The organism is Mesorhizobium sp. Cs1321R2N1 (genome assembly GCF_037179725.1).
GTDB lineage: Bacteria > Pseudomonadota > Alphaproteobacteria > Rhizobiales > Rhizobiaceae > Mesorhizobium > Mesorhizobium salmacidum.
This window is the reverse complement of record NZ_JAPYKP010000129.1, coordinates 1-17,846: the sequence shown is the minus strand read 5'-3', so window position 1 is coordinate 17,846 and position 17,846 is coordinate 1. Positions and strand designations below refer to the sequence as shown.

17 protein-coding genes, 2 tRNA genes and 1 pseudogene are annotated in these 17,846 nt (G+C 62.5%); 11 read left to right on the top strand and 9 right to left on the bottom strand.

Going from position 1 to position 17,846, the window contains the following annotated elements:
- The 5 genes and pseudogenes from O7A61_RS25045 to O7A61_RS25025 all read left to right on the top strand — a co-directional run.
- Positions 1 to 167, top strand: a pseudogene (locus O7A61_RS25045) (ROK family transcriptional regulator); the annotation flags it as partial.
- Positions 164 to 928 carry an ATP-binding cassette domain-containing protein gene (locus O7A61_RS25040; protein ID WP_337132110.1) on the top strand — a complete coding sequence of 255 codons (765 nt, stop codon included), beginning with the start codon at positions 164 to 166 and terminating at the stop codon, positions 926 to 928. The pseudogene O7A61_RS25045 and the gene O7A61_RS25040, both read left to right, overlap by 4 nt.
- Before the next feature lie 39 nt (positions 929 to 967).
- Positions 968 to 2,008 (top strand): sugar ABC transporter substrate-binding protein, encoded by a 1,041-nt coding sequence (locus O7A61_RS25035; RefSeq protein WP_337132109.1) that lies wholly within the window; start codon positions 968 to 970, stop codon positions 2,006 to 2,008.
- 116 nt (positions 2,009 to 2,124) lie between these two features.
- Positions 2,125 to 3,120 carry an ABC transporter permease gene (locus O7A61_RS25030; protein ID WP_337132108.1) on the top strand — a complete coding sequence of 332 codons (996 nt, stop codon included), beginning with the start codon at positions 2,125 to 2,127 and terminating at the stop codon, positions 3,118 to 3,120.
- A gap of 48 nt (positions 3,121 to 3,168) precedes the next feature.
- Entirely contained in the window at positions 3,169 to 3,939 is a 771-nt protein-coding gene (locus tag O7A61_RS25025; protein ID WP_337132107.1) for an SDR family NAD(P)-dependent oxidoreductase, read from the top strand.
- Between the two features lie 100 nt (positions 3,940 to 4,039).
- On the opposite strand, the gene O7A61_RS25020 is transcribed toward O7A61_RS25025, so the two are convergent.
- The 4 genes from O7A61_RS25020 to O7A61_RS25005 all read right to left on the bottom strand — a co-directional run bounded on the left by O7A61_RS25020 (position 4,040) and on the right by O7A61_RS25005 (position 7,362).
- On the bottom strand, positions 4,040 to 5,224 hold the full coding sequence (locus O7A61_RS25020; protein WP_337132106.1) for an NAD(P)/FAD-dependent oxidoreductase: 1,185 nt from the start codon (positions 5,222 to 5,224) through the stop codon (positions 4,040 to 4,042).
- Entirely contained in the window at positions 5,203 to 5,940 is a 738-nt protein-coding gene (locus tag O7A61_RS25015; RefSeq protein WP_337132105.1) for a methyltransferase domain-containing protein, read from the bottom strand. Before O7A61_RS25015 ends, O7A61_RS25020 begins: the two co-directional genes overlap by 22 nt.
- Position 5,941: 1 nt before the next feature.
- Complete coding sequence (locus O7A61_RS25010; RefSeq protein WP_337132104.1) at positions 5,942 to 7,021, bottom strand: type III polyketide synthase; 1,080 nt, start codon at positions 7,019 to 7,021, stop codon at positions 5,942 to 5,944.
- A 265-nt stretch (positions 7,022 to 7,286) separates the two neighbouring features.
- Positions 7,287 to 7,362: transfer RNA gene (locus O7A61_RS25005), tRNA-Val, on the bottom strand.
- A gap of 217 nt (positions 7,363 to 7,579) precedes the next feature.
- Here O7A61_RS25005 and O7A61_RS25000 point away from each other — a divergent pair.
- Both O7A61_RS25000 and O7A61_RS24995 read left to right on the top strand, forming a co-directional pair.
- Positions 7,580 to 7,656 (top strand) — tRNA-Asp (locus O7A61_RS25000).
- A gap of 311 nt (positions 7,657 to 7,967) precedes the next feature.
- On the top strand, positions 7,968 to 8,483 hold the full coding sequence (locus tag O7A61_RS24995) for a hypothetical protein (protein ID WP_140506437.1): 516 nt from the start codon (positions 7,968 to 7,970) through the stop codon (positions 8,481 to 8,483).
- Positions 8,484 to 8,569: 86 nt separating this feature from the next.
- Here the strand turns inward: O7A61_RS24995 and rbsK are convergent, their stop codons facing one another.
- The 3 genes from rbsK to O7A61_RS24980 are packed head-to-tail and all read right to left on the bottom strand — an operon-like array spanning position 8,570 to position 11,033.
- Positions 8,570 to 9,499: a ribokinase gene (rbsK, locus tag O7A61_RS24990; protein WP_337132103.1), complete on the bottom strand. Its 930-nt coding sequence runs from the start codon at positions 9,497 to 9,499 to the stop codon at positions 8,570 to 8,572.
- A 4-nt stretch (positions 9,500 to 9,503) separates the two neighbouring features.
- Positions 9,504 to 9,956 (bottom strand): RbsD/FucU family protein, encoded by a 453-nt coding sequence (locus O7A61_RS24985; protein WP_127278878.1) that lies wholly within the window; start codon positions 9,954 to 9,956, stop codon positions 9,504 to 9,506.
- A gap of 27 nt (positions 9,957 to 9,983) precedes the next feature.
- A complete protein-coding gene (locus tag O7A61_RS24980) occupies positions 9,984 to 11,033 on the bottom strand; it encodes an ABC transporter ATP-binding protein (protein ID WP_337132102.1) in 1,050 nt (349 codons plus the stop codon).
- A gap of 276 nt (positions 11,034 to 11,309) precedes the next feature.
- Here O7A61_RS24980 and O7A61_RS24975 point away from each other — a divergent pair, with 276 nt between their 5' ends.
- The 3 genes from O7A61_RS24975 to O7A61_RS24965 all read left to right on the top strand — a co-directional run bounded on the left by O7A61_RS24975 (position 11,310) and on the right by O7A61_RS24965 (position 15,088).
- Positions 11,310 to 12,974, top strand: coding sequence for an ABC transporter substrate-binding protein (locus tag O7A61_RS24975; RefSeq protein ID WP_337132101.1), 1,665 nt, complete (start codon positions 11,310 to 11,312; stop codon positions 12,972 to 12,974).
- 68 nt (positions 12,975 to 13,042) lie between these two features.
- Positions 13,043 to 14,164: a carbohydrate ABC transporter permease gene (locus O7A61_RS24970; RefSeq protein WP_337107097.1), complete on the top strand. Its 1,122-nt coding sequence runs from the start codon at positions 13,043 to 13,045 to the stop codon at positions 14,162 to 14,164.
- A gap of 6 nt (positions 14,165 to 14,170) precedes the next feature.
- A complete protein-coding gene (locus O7A61_RS24965; protein WP_027143632.1) occupies positions 14,171 to 15,088 on the top strand; it encodes a carbohydrate ABC transporter permease in 918 nt (305 codons plus the stop codon).
- A 48-nt stretch (positions 15,089 to 15,136) separates the two neighbouring features.
- Here the strand turns inward: O7A61_RS24965 and O7A61_RS24960 are convergent, their stop codons facing one another.
- Together O7A61_RS24960 and O7A61_RS24955 are read right to left on the bottom strand one after the other, a co-directional pair.
- Positions 15,137 to 15,880, bottom strand: a complete 744-nt coding sequence (locus O7A61_RS24960; protein WP_337132100.1) for a creatininase family protein — start codon at positions 15,878 to 15,880, stop codon at positions 15,137 to 15,139.
- A gap of 3 nt (positions 15,881 to 15,883) precedes the next feature.
- Positions 15,884 to 16,450, bottom strand: a complete 567-nt coding sequence (locus O7A61_RS24955; RefSeq protein ID WP_337132111.1) for an SIS domain-containing protein — start codon at positions 16,448 to 16,450, stop codon at positions 15,884 to 15,886.
- 190 nt (positions 16,451 to 16,640) lie between these two features.
- Here O7A61_RS24955 and O7A61_RS24950 point away from each other — a divergent pair, with 190 nt between their 5' ends.
- Entirely contained in the window at positions 16,641 to 17,663 is a 1,023-nt protein-coding gene (locus tag O7A61_RS24950; RefSeq protein WP_337132099.1) for an aldo/keto reductase, read from the top strand.
- Positions 17,664 to 17,846: the final 183 nt, after the last annotated feature.

Genomic DNA, 17,846 nt, shown 5'->3' with positions numbered 1-17,846 from the left:
GCAAGACGCCGCGCGTCGTCGTCGCCAGCGGCGGCCAGCATGCGGTGCTGCGCGGCGCGGCGGCACTCGCCGTTTCCGGGGTGTTGTCGCCACGCTTCGGCCAGATGTTCGCCGCCGAACGCGAGCGCGGCCGCGACATCCTTTCGGCCGGGGAGATTGCAGCATGAGCGAACCCCTGCTGGTGCTCGACAACGTGACCAAGAACTATGGCGCGATCGAAGCGCTGAAGGGGATCAGCTTTTCCATCGACAAGGGCGAGGTGGTGGCGTTGCTCGGCGACAATGGCGCCGGCAAGTCGACGCTGGTCAAGATCATTGCGGGCGGTCTCGAACCGACCTCCGGCCGCATGCTGTTCGAGGGCAAGGAGTTCCTGGCCCGGTCGCCGGCGGAAGCCAAGGCGGCGGGTATCGAGACCGTCTACCAGGACCTGTCGCTCTGCACCAACGTCGACGTGGTGGCCAATTTCTTCATGGGCCGCGAGATCACCAGGAAGGTGCTTGGCATTCCCGTGCTCGATGAGCGTGCCATGGAAACCGTCGTCGGGAAAGCGCTGGCCAGCGCCGGTACCCGCATTCCTTCACTGCGCACCAATGTCGAGCATCTCTCGGGCGGCCAGCGGCAGGCCATCGAACTCAACCGCTTCGTGCACTGGGGCGGCAAGCTGGTGCTGCTGGACGAACCGTTCGCCGCACTTGGTGTCGAGCAGACGCGGCGCGGCCTCGACATGATCCGCCAGGTGGCGAGCCAGGGCATCGGCGTCGTCATCATCACCCATATCATGCAGCAGGCTTTTCAGGTCGCCGACCGGATCGTGGTGATCCGGCAAGGCGTCGTGGCGGGCGATGTCGCACGCAACAAGACAAGTCCCGACGCGGTGATCAACATGATTACCGGGAAGACGCTTGCCGGTGCCGGACCGGCGGGCTGAGGGACAAAGAGGGGTCCGGCTTAACAGGGAGCCAACGACATGAAGCGAATACTTCTTGCTGTCCTCGGTATCCTGGCACTGGCTTTTGCCACACTCACGCCGGCATTCGCGCAGTCCAAGGGTATTGTCTACTACATGGTGCCGACACTGCTCGACGAGTTCCAGACTGGCTCGGTGAGCGCGCTGGAGCTGTTCCTGAAACAGACCGGCTACGACATGAAGACGCTTAACGCCGACAACAAGACCGACGCCCAGCAGTCACAGATGAACGACGTCATCGCGCTCAAGCCGGCGGCTATCATCCTGGCCGCCGTCGATTTCAATGCGTTGAAACCGTCGATCGAGGCAGCGCGCGCCGCCGGCATTCCGGTGGTCGAGTTCGACCGCCAGATCACGTCGACGCCGTCCGACTTCACGTCGGTCGCTGGTACCGTCGAGATCGGCTACGTCGCCGCCGACCAGGCCGAAAAACTTCTGAAAGCCAAGAACGGCTCGGTGAAGGGCAAAGTCCTGCAGGTGCTTGGCGATCCCGGCGATCCCTACACGCTCGACATCCAGAAGGGTTTTGAAGAAAAGATGAAGGCGTTCCCGGACGTCAAGATCATCTCTCTGCCTGCCATGCAATGGGAAGCCAGCAACGCCGGCACCATCGTTGCCGACCAGATGCTGGCCAATCCCGACATCGACCTGATCTTCAGCCATGCCGCGCACCTGTCGGTCGCCGCCGTCGCTTCGCTCGAGGCCGCCGGCAAGAAGCCTGGCGACGTCATGCTGATGAGTTCGAACGGCGCGCCGGTCGGTCTCGACCTGATCCGCAAGGGCTGGCTCAACGTCGAGGTCGAGCAGCCACTTTACGCACAGGCCGCGGCCGTCGCCATGTTCATGGACAAGGTCGTCAAGAAGGAAGAGATCAAGCCCGGCGAATACGATGTGCTTGGCCTGAAGTCGACCGTCACCAAGGAAGCCTGGGGCCCGAACATCAAGATCCCGGGCGCCGCAATCACCAAGGAGAATGTCGACAATCCGGCCTTCTGGGGCAACCAGAAGCCGCCGACCGATACGGTCAAGCCGGTCGAATAGACAGATGGCCCAACCGCTCCGGGCCATACCCGGCCCGGAGCCCTTCCCTGTCCATATCGAATGAGACGCAGGCAATGTTCTGCGGCCTTGATTGCGCACGCCAACCGGATCGACATATGAACCCTCGCACACGCAACGCCCTGGAGTTCGTCCTCGACAACCTCGTCTGGTTCATGCTGCTTCTTGTCCTGGTCGTCTTCTCGCTGTTCATCCCGAATTATTTCCAGCTCGGCATCTTCGCCAACATCATCGAGGCGTCGAGCGTGCTCGGCGTGATGTCGATCGGCCTGGCGCTGGTCATCATTGCCGGTCACATGGACCTGTCGGTCGAATCCGTCGCCGCGCTCAGCGCCATGGCGGTGGGCATCCTGTTTTGTTCCTCGGGCATCGGCCTGGGCGTCCCCTTGCACCCGGAATGGCTGATGGTTCCGGTATCGCTGCTGCTGGCGCTGGCCGTCGGCGGCCTCATCGGCGCCTTCAACGGCTATCTTGTGGTCAAGGTCAAGATGAGCGCCTTCATCATCACGCTCGCCTCCTACATCTGGGTGCGCGGCCTGGTGCTGGTCATTTCGGGCGGCCGCTCGGCTCAGGATCTGGCACCTGCCATCCGCTGGTTCGGCATCCAACGCCTGATGGGCCTGCCGCTTACCGCCTGGATCGCGGTGGCCTGTTTCGTGGTGTTCTCGCTGATCATGGCCAAGACGCCGTTCGGCAGGCACCTCGTGATGATCGGCGGCAATGAAACCGCAACCTTCCGCGCCGGCATCCGGGTGAACCGCAACCTGATCATCGCCTTCGTGCTCGCCGGCGCCATAGCAGGGCTCGCCGGCTGGCTGCTGGCGATCCGCACCTCGGGTGCCACGGCCAATCTGGGCGTTGGCCTTCTGTTCAACGCCTTTGCCGCGGTCGTCATCGGCGGCGTCAGCCTGAAGGGTGGTGTCGGCACCTTGCCGGGCGTCTATGCCGGCGTGCTCCTGCTCTCTGCCATCAACACGGCGATCAACCTGATGGGCCTGCCCGCCAACTTCACCCAGGTCATCCACGGCCTGCTGGTTCTGGCAGCGGTGTTGCTCGACGCATTCAAGCAAACCATTCGCCAAAGACTGGCGTGAGAGGGGGATTGGCGTGAGGCGGGGATTTGGCATGACAGGACGGCTCGCATGACAGGACGACTGGAAGACAAGGTGGCGTTGATCGTCGGCGGCGCGCGCGGCATCGGCAAGGGCATCGCACTGCGCTTCGCCGAAGAAGGCGCAAGGCTGGTGCTGGCCGATACGGAGGAGGAGGCCGGGCAAGCAAGTGCGGATGAACTCGGCGTCCCCTTCATCCGCACCGACATCTCGCAAATGAGAGACGCCGAGGCCGGGGTGGCGATGGCGCTTAAACACCACGGCCGCCTCGACATTATCGTCCAAAATGCCGGCATCTATCCCTGGCAGTTGATCGAAAACACCAGTGCCGACGACTGGGACCGCGTCATGGCCGTCAACCTGCGCGGCACTTTCAATGCCAGCCGCGCGGCCTTGATACCGATGAAGGCGCAGCGCTTTGGCCGCATGCTCTACACCTCCTCCATCACCGGCCCGCATGTCACCAGCCCTGGCCATGGCCATTATTCGGCGACGAAAGCGGGCATCAACGGCTTCATTCGCGCTGCGGCGCTGGAGTTCTCCAGCTACGGCATCACCGTCAACGGCGTCGAGCCTGGCAATATCCTTACCGAAGCCATCCAGCAGCATCGCGGCGCCGCCTATATCAAGAACATGGAAGATTCGATCCCGCTCGGCCGGCTCGGCAGCCCGCGCGACGTGGCCAACGCTTTCCTGTTCCTCGCCTCGGATGACGCCAGTTACATCACCGGAACCACCATTGTCGTCGATGGCGGGCAATTGCTGCCCGAGGGCAAGGATTTCCGGATGGTGCCGCCGTGAGCTGGGGGCAGCCATACGCCACGAACCGTGTGCCTGCTGAATTGCCGATTTGGCTCGAGCGCTTCGGCGAATTCCTCCAGGCGTCCGGCCGGCTCAGCCCTTACGGATGGCTGAGGGCAGGCAAGGCTTTCGTCTTGCCGGACAATCTGGCCCCTAAGGTCAGGCTATTCGGGAACCACCCCACGAACGCCTTCATCGCCGTATTGGACCTGGGGAGGACGGCAATGCGCGCCAACAGTGCGGCCGCATGAATGCGAGTGGCAAATTGCCGGCTCCACGCTCTTGAATAGCGGTTGCCGACGGCGAGGCGCGCCGTCCGGTCCCATTGTTCGAACCTTGCCAATTCGCCAGCGAGAAGCCAGCTGGACTGCAGGGCCATGGAGATGCCTTCGGCGATGATGGGATGGGACTCGCCGGCGATGTTGCCGACCCGAAATATGTCGTCGGCAAATCGTGGGCGCATCCCCGGACGTATGGGACCGGCGGCAAGCCATTCACCTTCGAGGCTGGCGTCGCCGATCGTGGAAACCACCGCCGGGCACGATGCCAGTATGTGCGCCTGAACGGCTTGGGCTGCTGACGTGGCACCGCCCTTTTTGCGCAGCCTGGTCAACACGTCGCGGCGTATGCAGCACGACAGCGATATCCTGTCCTGATCCGCCCACACCATGCCACCATAGCCGCCCGGAAACACCAGGAGCGGCATGAGGTCTCGATCGAGCGAAGCTCCCCTGAAATGGGCCTTGAAGCCAAACAGATCGGAGGCCGCGCTGCTCTTTGGCAGATTGGTCGGCAACCTGCCCTGGCCCCAGGAGCCATGCGCCGCAATCACCACCTGCCCGCTAAGACTTGTCTGACCGTCCTTGTTGGCGATCCGGACGATGGCACGATCGCCATTGCTGGCGATCTCCACCGCGCGCCACGGCTGAAAAACGTCGGCTCCGGCGTTGCGCGCCGTGTCCAAGAGGATGCCATCCAGAACGTCCCGTCCAAGCGCCCGCCCGAAAGCATCTCCGGCGGCGCGCGGCATGCCTGCTTGTATGCAGGAGCCCGACGCGAACAACGCAACCCGCTTGACCTCCGGTCCTGCCTTGGCGCGAACCGCCACGCCCGCCTCCAAACGGTCCAACAGCTCCAGATTGACCGCCGACATGAATTCGCCGCAGACCTTGCGGCGTGGAAACTCGCTCGCTTCGATGATGGCCACGGAACGACCTTGGCCGCGCAAGGCCAAGGCAGCCGACGAGCCGCTTGGGCCGGCACCTATGACGATGGCATCGTACATCGCGCAAATCCTTCCTTGGGGAAAACGCGGAAGGCGTGGGTAAACGGGCCAATCCTGCGTTCTTCACACTGCTGCGCGGAACCGAGAGGCCACAAACCGGAAAGTTCCTTGCCAGCGAAACCTGCGCGGACGCTCGCCGCCGCATCGTGCATGGTGACCTGGTTTGCACCGACAAGGCGCAGGAGCGAGCATGCTTTCAAGGCGATAACGTTTCGGCTTGGCTCGGCGGCGAGGAACACCGGTGCCAAACGGCGCAGGGCTTCGAACAGGATCTTTAAGGCGGCGTCGGAAAAATGGTGCAGGAACAGATTGGCCGAGACAACGTCGTACGCGTCACCCCCTGGGTTTGCGATCCAATCGAAGACATTGTCGGTGACTGTTTCAACCCGCCAGCCCAGTGCCGCGAAATCGGCGCGCCGCCGGTCGGTGATGAGGTCAACCTGGTCGAGCATGACCAGCTCCACGTCGATCCACTTCCTGGCGAGGCGCCTTGCAACCGAGAGCATGAACGCACCGTCGCCGGACCCGATTTCCAAGATTCTGATCGAACCCTCGCGCACGCTTGCCTTCAGGAGGCTGGACATGATCGCATGTTGAAACATCAGCGAATTTATCCAAATCAAGTCACGCCGGGAGCCAATCGCCTTGGGATCGTCGGGAGGCAAATGATCGAGCAGTTCCGGCTGGATATGACGGCTGTCGAGATCCGTGGCCATGTCAGGCACTGCCGGCAGTGTGGAACATCATCGTCTCGGCCGTGAGGCCGGGGCCGAATGCCATTGCGCAGCCCACGTCATCGTCCGTGACCCCGCGAAGCATCCGCTCCAGCACGAACATCACGGTGGCGGAGGACATGTTTCCGTTTTCGCGAAGCACGTCGCGCGACGGCAACAGCGCATCGGGAGGAAGATCCAGCGCGCGCTCCACGGCGTCGAGAATCGAACGCCCACCCGGGTGAACAGCCCAAAGGTCGACGTTGGCGGCGGTCCTGTTTCCCAGGATGGCGCCGACGCCTTTGCCAAGCGCATTCTGGATTGCAGCAGGAACCTGCCCCGACAGAACCATGTCGAACCCGTCGTCGTGCACGCTCCAGCTCATCAGGTCGCGGGCGTCGGCATCCACGATCGCGTGAAAACTGTCCAGGCCGATGCCGAACGGGCGGGCGGTCACCGACGCGGCCGCGCAGCCATCGCCCCAGAGGGAGAAAGATAGCAGTTTTTCGAGATCAGCCGTCTCCTTGAGATGGAGCGTACAGAGTTCGATGCAGACGATCACAACGTGGGCCGCAGGTTCCGACAGGACGATGTGCCGCGCCAGTTTGAGCGCATTGATTGCCGCATAACATCCCATGAAGCCGATGATCGTGCGCTCCACGGTGGTGGGCAGATTGCACCGGGCGATTATTTCCAGATCGATGCCGGGGGCGGAGAAGCCCGTACACGTGGTGACAATCAGATGCGTGACACCCTTCCTGTCTTCGCCCTCCAGGAGCCGCTCCAATGCTCGCTCGGCGAGCGCGGGCGCGGCCGTGGCAAACATTTCCATGCGTTTGGCCGTACCTGGAAACGCACCGCGCTTGAAAACACCCGCCAGGTCGACGCTCAGACCCTCAGGATCGCTAGCGGGTGCGAAGCAGGAATAGCGATGTTCGATGCCGCCCTTGTCGGCCATGCGATCGAAAATTGCGCGGCGGCGGGGATCTGCCAGCTGGGAGCCCGCAAATTGAAGGAAGAATTCGTGGACACCGTGATCAGGGACGGCCGTGGCAATTCGGTTGATGAAAGCTTGAACGGGCATTTTCCTTGACCTGCAGCCGCAAATCCGTGGTCGCGAACCGAGAGGCACAGTTCCCTTCGGCGGGAGCTGTGGCCCCCACGGCAATGGCTATCTCTATCGAGGTGAACGCTGGGAGGCCCTAAAGATTTCCCGAAAATGCCGCTCACCCGTGAAAAAGCAATGCACGCCCTCAGGAGGGAGAACAGGTGAGCTGTGCGCGGAACCGTTGTCGACGCGGCGATTCGTGGCGCCCGCAAACTGGAAAACATCAACTGGTGGAAAGATATGGTGGGCGATGACGGGCTCGAACCGCCGACATCTTCGGTGTAAACGAAGCGCTCTACCAACTGAGCTAATCGCCCGCTCCGGGCCGGACCTTTAAGCGGTCGGGACTTGCTTCGCAAGGCCAAATGAGTGTGGGATGCCCTGTTCGCAGGCCCGATTTGCGAACAAAATGCCGGCTGTCAAAAAACCTTCTCCTGTTTGGCGTTATGATGGTTTGGCGCGCTTGACACCCGGTAGCGAACCCCTTATCCAGCGCCCCAACGACGAACACGGCTGACACGTGCTCGTCAATGCGCGGGTGTAGCTCAGTTGGTTAGAGTGCCGGCCTGTCACGCCGGAGGTCGCGGGTTCGAGCCCCGTCACTCGCGCCATTTTCCTCAAGGATCATGATCCTTGGCTCCAGGGAAATGCCGACAATATTGTCAAAGATCTCTTCAGAAATAGCGTGCTGAAGGCCTTCTTCGGCCTGGCTTTTCCAGGATCCAAAATCACCCTTGCATGGGCGACACCGTGGAACCCATGACGCGGTTCCGGTGGCTGACAAACAACGGACGAAGCAGCCCTGCAGACCGCGAACGCGTTGGTCGTTGCGAATCTGGTTGCGCAATCGCCCACAAAGCGCTCGATTCATCCCGCAGGCAGCCAGATTGCAGTATGCTGCCGGGATGGCATGGAGGACGTAATGTCAATTGCACCGAATATTTCTACGCGCACGATATTCACGCTGATTTGCCTGGGCGGCGCGACGACGGCTGCCTCTATCCTTTTTCCCGCCGCCGCGTCGGCGGACCGGCTGCAGCGATGCGCGCGCGAGGGCGAGATCTGCCGCCTGCCCTATCCAGCCGAGGTCGTCTACGGCGCCAAGGGCCGCACGACCTCGCGTTACATCGAGCGCAACGCGATACCCTGTTCGAACCGCGTTTTCGGCGATCCTGCGCCAGGCAAGGAAAAGTTCTGCTTCATCGTGAAGCGCGACCGCGACGAATCGAACGACGATTACGATGAGCCTCGGCGCGAGAAGTGGGCGGTCTGCGCCGAGGAAGGCGAATTCTGTGATTTCTATGGCCGCAAGGTGGTCAGGTATGGCGCCCACGGCCGGTTCACGCAGGACGTGTTCCGCAATGGCGTCCAATGCGACAACGATGCATTCGGCGATCCCGCTCCGGATCAGGGAAAGCGCTGCTACGTCAGGCAGTAGCTTCGCAACGCGCCCATCGAACATGAGACTTCGGAGGCCGGAACGGTCTGGCCTCCGGGCTACCCTTCGAGTTCCGGGCAATTGCCTCAGCCCTTGGCCAGCAGCGCCTCGACCTCCTGCAATGTCGGCATCGACGGTGCTGTGCCTGGACGTGTCACGGAAATGCCGGCAACGGCGCAGGCGAAGCGCACCGCCTCCAGCGGCTCCACGCCGCGCGAAAGTGCTGCGGCCAAGCCGCCATTAAAGGCGTCCCCCGCGCCGGTGGTCTCGACGACAGGGCCGGCACTGATGGCTGGAACATGCTCGGACCGATCCTTCGCGTGCAGCAGCGCGCCCTTGTCGCCGAGCGTGACGATGACCGTGCCGACGCCCTTTTCAAGCAGCTTGTCCGCGGCGGCGCGCGCGTCGTCGACCGAAGTGACTCCCATTCCGGTCAATTCCTCGGCTTCGGTCTCATTGGGTGTGAGATAGTCGCAGAGCGTATAGATGCGGTCGGGAAGCTTTGCCGCCGGTGCCGGATTGAGGATAGTCGTCACCCCGGCCCCGCGCGCGATCTCCAGCGCCCGCATCGCGGCATCGATCGGCTGTTCGAGCTGCGTCACGAAAACACCGGCACCCCTGACAAGGTCGGCATTGGCTTCGATATCCTCAGGCGTGATCAGCATGGCAGCGCCGGGACTGACGATGATGGCGTTGTTGCCGCTTCCCTCCTCGACGAAGATGTAAGCGGCACCGGTATAGCTGTCCGGCGTGTCGATGGCGGCGCTCTTCACGCCGGCATCCTTCCAGGTCCGCCTGGCCATGTCGGCGAAGGCATCGACACCGAGGCGGGTCAGGAATGTGACGTCCGCCCCGAGCTTGCCGGCGGCCACTGCCTGGTTCGACCCCTTGCCGCCTGGCCCCAGCTTGAAGGAATTGCCGAGGATCGTTTCGCCCATGCGGGGCTGGCGCTGCGCCCTGTAAGCTGTATCGGCGACAAAGACACCGAGGATAACAACCGGCTTGCCCGAGGCCATGCCGCTACTCCGCATCCGGCGGCACGACGCCCTTGCGGAAGGCAAAGCAGCCGTAGAAGCGTCGTTCGCCAGTCTGGATGACGCAATAAGCCTGCTTGGCGCGCTCATAGAAGGCGTAACGCTCGACCGGCACCATCGGCCAGGACTTGCCCTCGGCGGCGTCGATCTCCTTCTGCACTTCCTTCTGCACGGCTGGGATCTCGTCCGGCTTGCCGACGATCTCCATGCGGGCGGCCGAATCATCGACGAAGGTGTCCAGCGGGTATAGCGACAGCACGGCCTTCACCACCTGCGCCGCCGAGGCATCGATGCGCAGCACCCGACCGAGCGCCGTCCGGCGCGCTACCGAATCGGAGGGAAAATTGGTGTCGGCGATGATCAGGTCATCGCCATGTCCCATCGCCCGCAATGCCTGGAGCACGTCGGCATTGAGCAATGGATCGATCCCTTTGAGCATGATGGTCCTCGTGAAGTGCGTTAGAGATCAGAGACGCTTGCCGGTCTCGGCGTCGAACAGATGGAGATGGTCGAGCCTTGGCCGAAGCTTCAGCGTGTCACCCGGCTTGAAGTCATGGCGCTCGCGAAACAGCGCCACCATCTCGCCGTCGCCGAAACGCAGGAAGACGAGGGTTTCCGAGCCGGTCGGCTCGACCACCGAAATCTTGGCCGGCACGCCATCGGGGTGGATCTCAAGATGTTCGGGGCGCACGCCATAGACGACGGAGCGCCCCTCCTCGACGGAGTTGTTCGGAGCAACCGGGAACAGCGTTCCGGCAATGTCGACGCCGCCCTTGCGCCCGGTGCCCTTGAGCAGGTTCATCGAAGGCGAGCCGATGAAACCGGCGACGAAAAGGTTCGCCGGCCGGTCGAAAAGCTCCAGCGGCGCGCCGACCTGTTCGATGCGGCCGTCGCGCATGACGACGATCTTGTCGGCCATCGTCATGGCTTCGATCTGGTCGTGGGTGACATAGATGGTGGTGGTCTTCAGCCGCTGGTGCAATTCCTTGATCTCGGTGCGCATCTGCACGCGCAGCTTGGCGTCGAGGTTCGAAAGCGGCTCGTCGAACAGGAATACCTGCGGATTGCGCACAATGGCGCGCCCCATGGCGACGCGCTGACGCTGGCCGCCGGAAAGCTGGCGCGGATAGCGCTTCAGATAGGGGCTGAGGTCGAGGATGTCTGCGGCGCGCTTGACCCGCTCGGCAACCACGGCCGGATCGGTCTTGCGCAGCTTGAGGGCAAAAGCCATGTTCTGCTCGACCGTCTTGTGCGGATAAAGCGCATAGTTCTGGAACACCATGGCGATGTCGCGCTTTGCGGGCGGCAGGTGATTGACGACGCGGTCGCCGATGGCGATCGTGCCGCCGGAGACAGTCTCCAGCCCCGCCACCATCCTGAGCAGCGTGGACTTGCCGCAACCGGACGGGCCGACAAGCACGACGAACTGACCATCGGCAATGTCGACGCTGACTTCGTGTAGAACCTTGACGGTTCCAAACGCCTTGGCCACATTGCTGATCGCGACTTGAGCCATCGTTCCCCCATCGGCTCCACTGGCCGTAGGCGCAGAAGCTAACCAACGCGACCGGTCAGGGCAAGTCGGTCTCTTATAGACAAAACCGTTCTCGTTGACACGGCGTTTGGTTGCGAGAATAGTGACAAGCGCCGATCCGAAACGCTGGTACTCTACCCGAAAAACGGAACGCGAAGCGACGCAGGTTGGGGTCCTACTTTTCGCTTCTGAACAAAGCCAGCGCCCGGCGCGATTCGGCACTTCGATTCACGACTAATGTCCTGGGAGGAATAGTCCATGCGAGTAGGTCTTTACGACAAACTGGTCCGTGCCGGCGCTACAAGGCGCGACATATTGAAGGGCGCGGCCTCGATGGCCGCGATCGCGGCCGCATCCGGCGCCGGACTTGGCGCGCTGACGCGCCCAGCTGCCGCCGCAAGCGAACTGCGCTCGAAAATCCTGCAGATCCCCGGGGTTGGCAAAGGCCAGCCGACCGACGCCGACTTCCAGAAGGTTGGCGAGCTTTGCCTCGAGGCGACCAAGGCCACTGTCAAGGAAGGCGAGTTCGCCGGTGTCGAGCTCACCTTCATGGGTCTCAACAACCAGAACCTGCACAATGTGCTGTTTCGTGGTTTCCTGAAGCCATGGGAGACCTATACCGGCGCCAAGATCAGCTGGATCGACCTGGCGCAGGCCGACTACAACGCCCGCCTGCAGCAGTCGATCGCCACCGGCACCGTCGATTTCGACATCATCGAGATGGGCGCCCCGTTCGAGGGCGACGTCTGCGGCAAGGGCCTGACTTCGGAGATGCCCGACTGGGTCAAGAAGCAGATCGACTTCGACGATCTCGTCAACTACCTCAAGCCGCCCGTTGGCACCTGGGATGGCAAGCAGTACCGGGTCACCATCGACGGCGACGCGCACAACTTCAACTACCGCACCGACGTGTTTGCAGACGCCGATCTCGCCAAGCAGTGGAAGGATGGCGGGGCGACCAGCGAATGGGGCGTACCGAAGACCTGGCAAGAGGTTCAAGCCGTGACCAAGTTCCTGAAGGGCAAGAAGTTCAAGGGCCAGGATGTCTACGGCTATCTCGACGCGCCCAAGCCCTGGGGCGGTTTCGGCTTCTATTTCCTGGGCAGCCGTGCCAGCGCCTACGCCAAGCATCCCGATGACAAGGCCTGGCTGTTCGACGCCGACACGATGAAGCCACGCGTCAACAATCCGGCTTGGGTACGGGCCATCCAGGATGTCATCGACGCCCTCCCGTCGGAACCCGCCGACCAGATCAATGCCGACCCGAACACTACCGCCTTCCAGCAGTTCCTGGCCGGCACCGGCTCGATGATCCCCTGGTGGGGCGATGTCGGCTCGAACGTCAAGACCAATGATAGCTCGGTCATCGGCGATGTCACCGGCTTCTCGATCCTGCCGGGCTCCGACGATGTCTATAACTCCAAGACCGGCAAGTGGGAGAAGCTCGCCAGCGGCCCGAACTATGCGCCGAACTGCGCCTATCTCGGCTGGGGCGTCTATGTCATGGCCCGTGTCGATGCGGACGAGAAAAAGAAGAAGGCTGCATGGTCGGCGGCCGCCCATCTGGGCGGCAAGGACCTGTCGATCTGGACGGCGATGTATCCGTCGGGCTTCCAGCCCTACCGCAACTCCCATTTCGACATTCCCGAATGGGTGGCGGCCGGCTACGACGAGGCTTTCATCACCTCGTATCTCAAGTCGGAAGGCGACAGCTACAACCACCCCAACGCGGCGATCGAGCCGCGCATCCCCGGCATCTTCCAGTACTACAGCGCCGCCGAGGATATCCTGGCCAACACTTTCGCCGGCAAGATGAAGGCGCAGGAAGGCGCCGATGCCATCGCGGCCGCCTGGGAGAAGCTGACCGACCAGATCGGCCGCGACAAGCAGGTCAAGCTCTACAAGGCCTCGCTCGGCATGTAAGCTGCCTTTGAACCGTGGTCCGGCGGCAACGCCGGACCACAGCCTTCCCTTCCAAACGGGCGAGATTTGTGGCTGACCAGACTTCGACCGCGACCGGGTGGCCGGCAGACGCCGCCTCCTATGATCTGATCCCGCCAGGGCGCAGGCGTTTGGGCTGGGCGCTGATGGCGCTTGCCACACTCGGCCTGCTGGCAACGATCGTGCTGCAGATCCTCTACAAGACCGAGGTCGATACGATCGGCTTCGAGACATGGCGGCCCGTGGTCTACGCCTATGTGCTGTGGGGTGTGGCGATCGGCATCGGCCAGGTTCTGACACGCGGCGAGGACGGCCAGCGCGCGCTCTTCCTGCTGCCGGCCCTTCTGTTCACTATCGCGATGGTGATCTTCCCGACGCTGTTCGGCTTCTACATCGCGCTCACCGACTGGAATCTCAGTTCGTTCAGCGGCCGCAGGTTCAACGGGCTCGACAATTTCTGGCAGATGCTCGCCGACCCGTACTACCGCAACGCCCTGGTCAACATGGTGCTCTATGTGCTGGCGGTGCTGGTCGAATATGTGATCGCGTTCGGCCTGGCGTTGCTGCTCAACGCGCAGATCCGCGCCCGAAAATTCTTCCGGGTGGTGTTCCTGATGCCGCTGATGCTGTCACCGGTCGCCGTGTCCTGGATGATCGGCAAGTCGCTGATGGAATACCGCTTTGGACCAGCAGCCACGCTGGCGCGCCATCTCGGCTGGGAAGACCCGGCTTTCTTCTCGAACCCGATCACCGCCCGCATCTCGATCATGCTGCTGGACGCCTGGACCTTCATTCCGTTCATGATGATCATGCTGCTGGCGGGATTGCAGGCGATGTCGCGCGAGGTGCTGGAGGCGGCACGTGTCGATGGCGCCACGGCCTGGCAGACCTTCTGGCAGGTCACTTTCCCGCTGATGCTGCCGGTGTCGGTGACGGCGGTGATCCTGCGCATCATCTTCAAGCTGAAGCTTGCCGACATCATCATCACGGTCACCTCGGGCGGTCCGGGCGGCGCCACCGACTCGGTGTCGAGCTTCATCTACCGCGAATACCGCGACCGCTCGAATGTCGGCTACGGGACCATGCTGGCGATGGCCTATCTGGTCATCATCGTGGTGTTCGTGACCTGGCTGTTGAAGTTCGCCAGCCGTTTCGTGCGCAATGTGAATTAGGGCAAGATGAGCGTCCAGACCACAGACTACGTCGCCTCCGAAATCCGCTCGCCGGCGAGCTTCGTCGCCAGCCGCGTCTTCATCTATGGCGCGCTCGCCTGCTGGGGCTTTATCTGCCTGTTTCCGATCTACTGGACCATCACCACCTCGTTCAAAACGGCGGTGGACGTCACCCAGGGCCACCTGATCCCGTTTGTCGACTTCCAGCCGGATTGGAAAGGGTGGCGATCGCTTGGCCTGTCGCCGGACTCGATCTTCCAGACTTCGACCGTGCGCGACGAATTCCTCAAGCGTTTCATGAATTCGGTCATCACCTCGGTCGGCGCGTCGAGCCTGGCGATCATCATCGGCAGCCTCGCTGCCTATGGCCTCACCCGCTATCGCTACCATTTCGCCTGGTTCAAGAACGAGGATATCTCGTTCTTCTTCCTGTCGCAGTTGATTCTGCCGCCGGTGGTGCTGGCCCTACCCTTCCTGGTGCTCTACCGCGAAGTCGGGCTGCTCGATACGCGCATCGGGTTGATCCTGCTCTACACGCTGATGGTGCTGCCGATCGTCATCTGGATCATGCGTGACCAGTTCAATTCCATCCCCGTCGAGCTGGAGGAAGCAGCCCTCGTCGACGGCCTGTCGATCTGGGGCGCCTTTTTCCGCATCGTCATGCCGATCGCACTGCCGGGCATGGTCGCAGCCTTCATCCTGGCAATGGTGCTGTGCTGGAACGAGTATTTCTTCGCCGCCCTTTTGACATCGACGGACGCCAAGACGATCCCGGTCATGGTCGCCAGCCAAACGGGGTCGCAAGGTATCAACTGGTGGTCGATGGCTGCTCTGGCCACCGCGGCGATCGCGCCGCTTGCGGTCATCGGCATCGCGCTGGAACGTTACCTGATCATGGGCATGACGGCTGGTGCGGTGAAGTGACCGGGCGCCTCTTCCTTGTCTCCGCTGTGGGAGAAGGTAAGGTCGCGCTTAGGCCTTCAGGATAGCGTGCAGATGATCCATGATCATGGCGACGCCCGTCTGTCCGAGTTCTGCCGAAGCATCCGCCGCGCTCGCCGTATACCAGCTTTTGTTGTCCGCGAAGTGCGCGGCATCCACCGCTTCCGGACATAGCGCCAGCATCAGCGACGTCTCGCCGATGCCGGCATGGTCGAACGGATACTTGCCGTTCATGGCGGCCGGCATCAGCGGATGCACCTGCACCCAGTTGAAGAAATTTTCGCCCGCGGCATGTCCGGCATAGTAGTCGGCCATCGTCTCGGAACCCCACCAGCCTTCGCCGCGCTGCTTCTCGAGGAAGCGGAAGATCGCCTGTCTGCCGGCGGTCTTGAAAGCGAGATCGGTCGGCATGCCGGCGGCGAAATTCTCGGTCTGGTGATGAATGATGGCGTGGATGTTGCGAAAGCCGATGCGCAGCAGGCTGTAGAACAGCTCTTCGCCGAACGGCGCCAGTTGATTGCCGCCGACCTGAACGGAGCCGCTGCCTTCAGGCGGTGCGACAGCATAGCTCGCCGCCCCGTAATAGAAGGGCGGCAGGATGACGATGTCGCTCTCTTTTTCGAACCGTTCCAGCGTCTTGATGACGGCCAGCGTGTCCATGCCGACGGCCATGTGCTCGCCATGGTATTCCAGCACGCCTAGCGGCAGTGCGACCGGCCAATTCTGCGCGATCGCCTTGCGGATCTGGTGCGGCAGCATCAGTTCATAGCGCATGGTCTATTCCATGTTGGTATGACGGGCGCGCATGGCTTCCGGCAACGCCGCGGTCAATTCCCTCAGTTTCAGCACCATGATCTCGAACAGCAGGAACAACGCGCCCTCGAAGACAGAGCCCATCGGCAGCACCGACGTCTTTTGCGGCCCCTGGTCGTCGGCCATGGTCTGCGCCGGGATCAGCAGCGTCAAATCGGCTAGCCCTACAGCGCTGCCGCCCGCCTGGGCGGTCAGGAGCAGGACGGTTGCGCCGACCTCGCGCGCAATGCGCATCAGGGTGAGTACAGTCGAAGTTTCGCCAGGCCCGGAACTGACAAGCAAGACATCGCCCTGCCCTACAGGCGGCGTGGTCATGTCGCCGACGACCGAAACCGGCAGGCCCAGATGATAGAGCCGCATGGCGAAGCCCTTCACCTGCAAGGCCTCGCGGCCGCAGCCATAGACGACGATCTGTCTGGCATCCGCCAGCATCCCGCAAGCGGCGTCGATCCGATCGCGGTCGACGCGCGCCAGCACCGCGCCAAGCTCGTCGAGCGCGGTCCTGAACATCTGCGAGCCGGAGTTGCTCATGGCCGCGCCACCAGCGTGCCAGTAGTCGAAGATGATTGGCAATTTCCGATCATGCTCTTCCCCGGAACAGCTTGATTTCGTTCATGCTAGCAACCGCGAAAATGCGTGTCCAACGCTCAGCGGTGCTTTTGCCGAGCCACGACCATGATAGTGTCATGTTAGACAAATCAATCCGGGAAAATTTCAAGACATGAAGACACGGCATTTCGACCGCATCGGCAATGGCGGCATCGCCTTCACGGAGTTGGGCTTCGGCACGGCGCCGCTCGGCAATCTTTACCGCGCCGTCTCCGACGAGGACGCCAATGCGACGCTGGAGGCCGCCTGGGCGACTGGCTGCCGCTACTATGACACAGCACCCCTCTATGGGCTCGGCCTGTCGGAAACGCGCCTCAACCCGTTCCTGCGCTCCAGGAAGCGCGACGACTATGTGCTGTCGAGCAAGGTCGGCCGCATCATGCGCGCCTGCCCGCCGGAGGAGCGCACGGGCATCGGCAAGTTCTTCGACACGCCGTCGCGCAAGGAGGTCTACGATTACAGCTATGACGGCGTTATGCGCTCGTTCGAGGCCTCGCTGGAGCGGCTTGGCGTCGACCGCATCGACATCCTGTTCGTGCACGATGTCGACATCTTCACCCATGGCAGCAAGGAGGCGTCCGACCAGCGCATCGATGAGTTCATGCGCTCGGGCTATTATGGCCTGCTTGCCTTGCGCGACCAAGGCGTCATCAAGGCGTTCGGCGGCGGCATCAACGAGTGGCAGGTGGCCCAGACGCTGGCCGAGCGCGGCGATTTCGACCTGTTCCTGCTTGCCGGGCGTCATACGCTGCTGGAACAGGAGGCGCTGACCTCTTTCCTGCCGCTTTGCCAGAAACGCGGCATCGGCATCGTTCTCGGCGGCCCCTACAATTCCGGCATCCTGGCGACCGGACCGAAGCCCGGCGCCTACTACAACTATTCCGAAGCGCCGCAGGATGTGCTCGACCGCGTGACGCGCATCGAGGCCGTCTGCAAACGCCATGGTATCAGGCTGATCGAGGCCGCCCTGCAGTTCCCGCTGTCGCACCCGTCGGTGGTTTCGGTCATCCCCGGCGGCCAGAGGCGTGAAGAGGTCGAGAGCAACCGGTCGCTGCTGGACGCGAAACTCCCTGCGGCGCTCTGGGCCGATCTCAAGAAGGAAGGCCTGATGCGCGCCGACGCCCCGACAGCCTGAGGAGCTTCCGATCCGATCGACACGAGTCCAAAAATGAAAAGCCGGGCAAGCCCGGCTCAGACTGCTGACAAACCCCTGGCTTTTGCCTGGGGTTTTTGATTCACTGGGTCATGTTGAAGCGACCCGCCCCTGAACAGACCGCGCTCGAGATGGTGACGTTGGATCAGCTTGTTCCGGCTGATC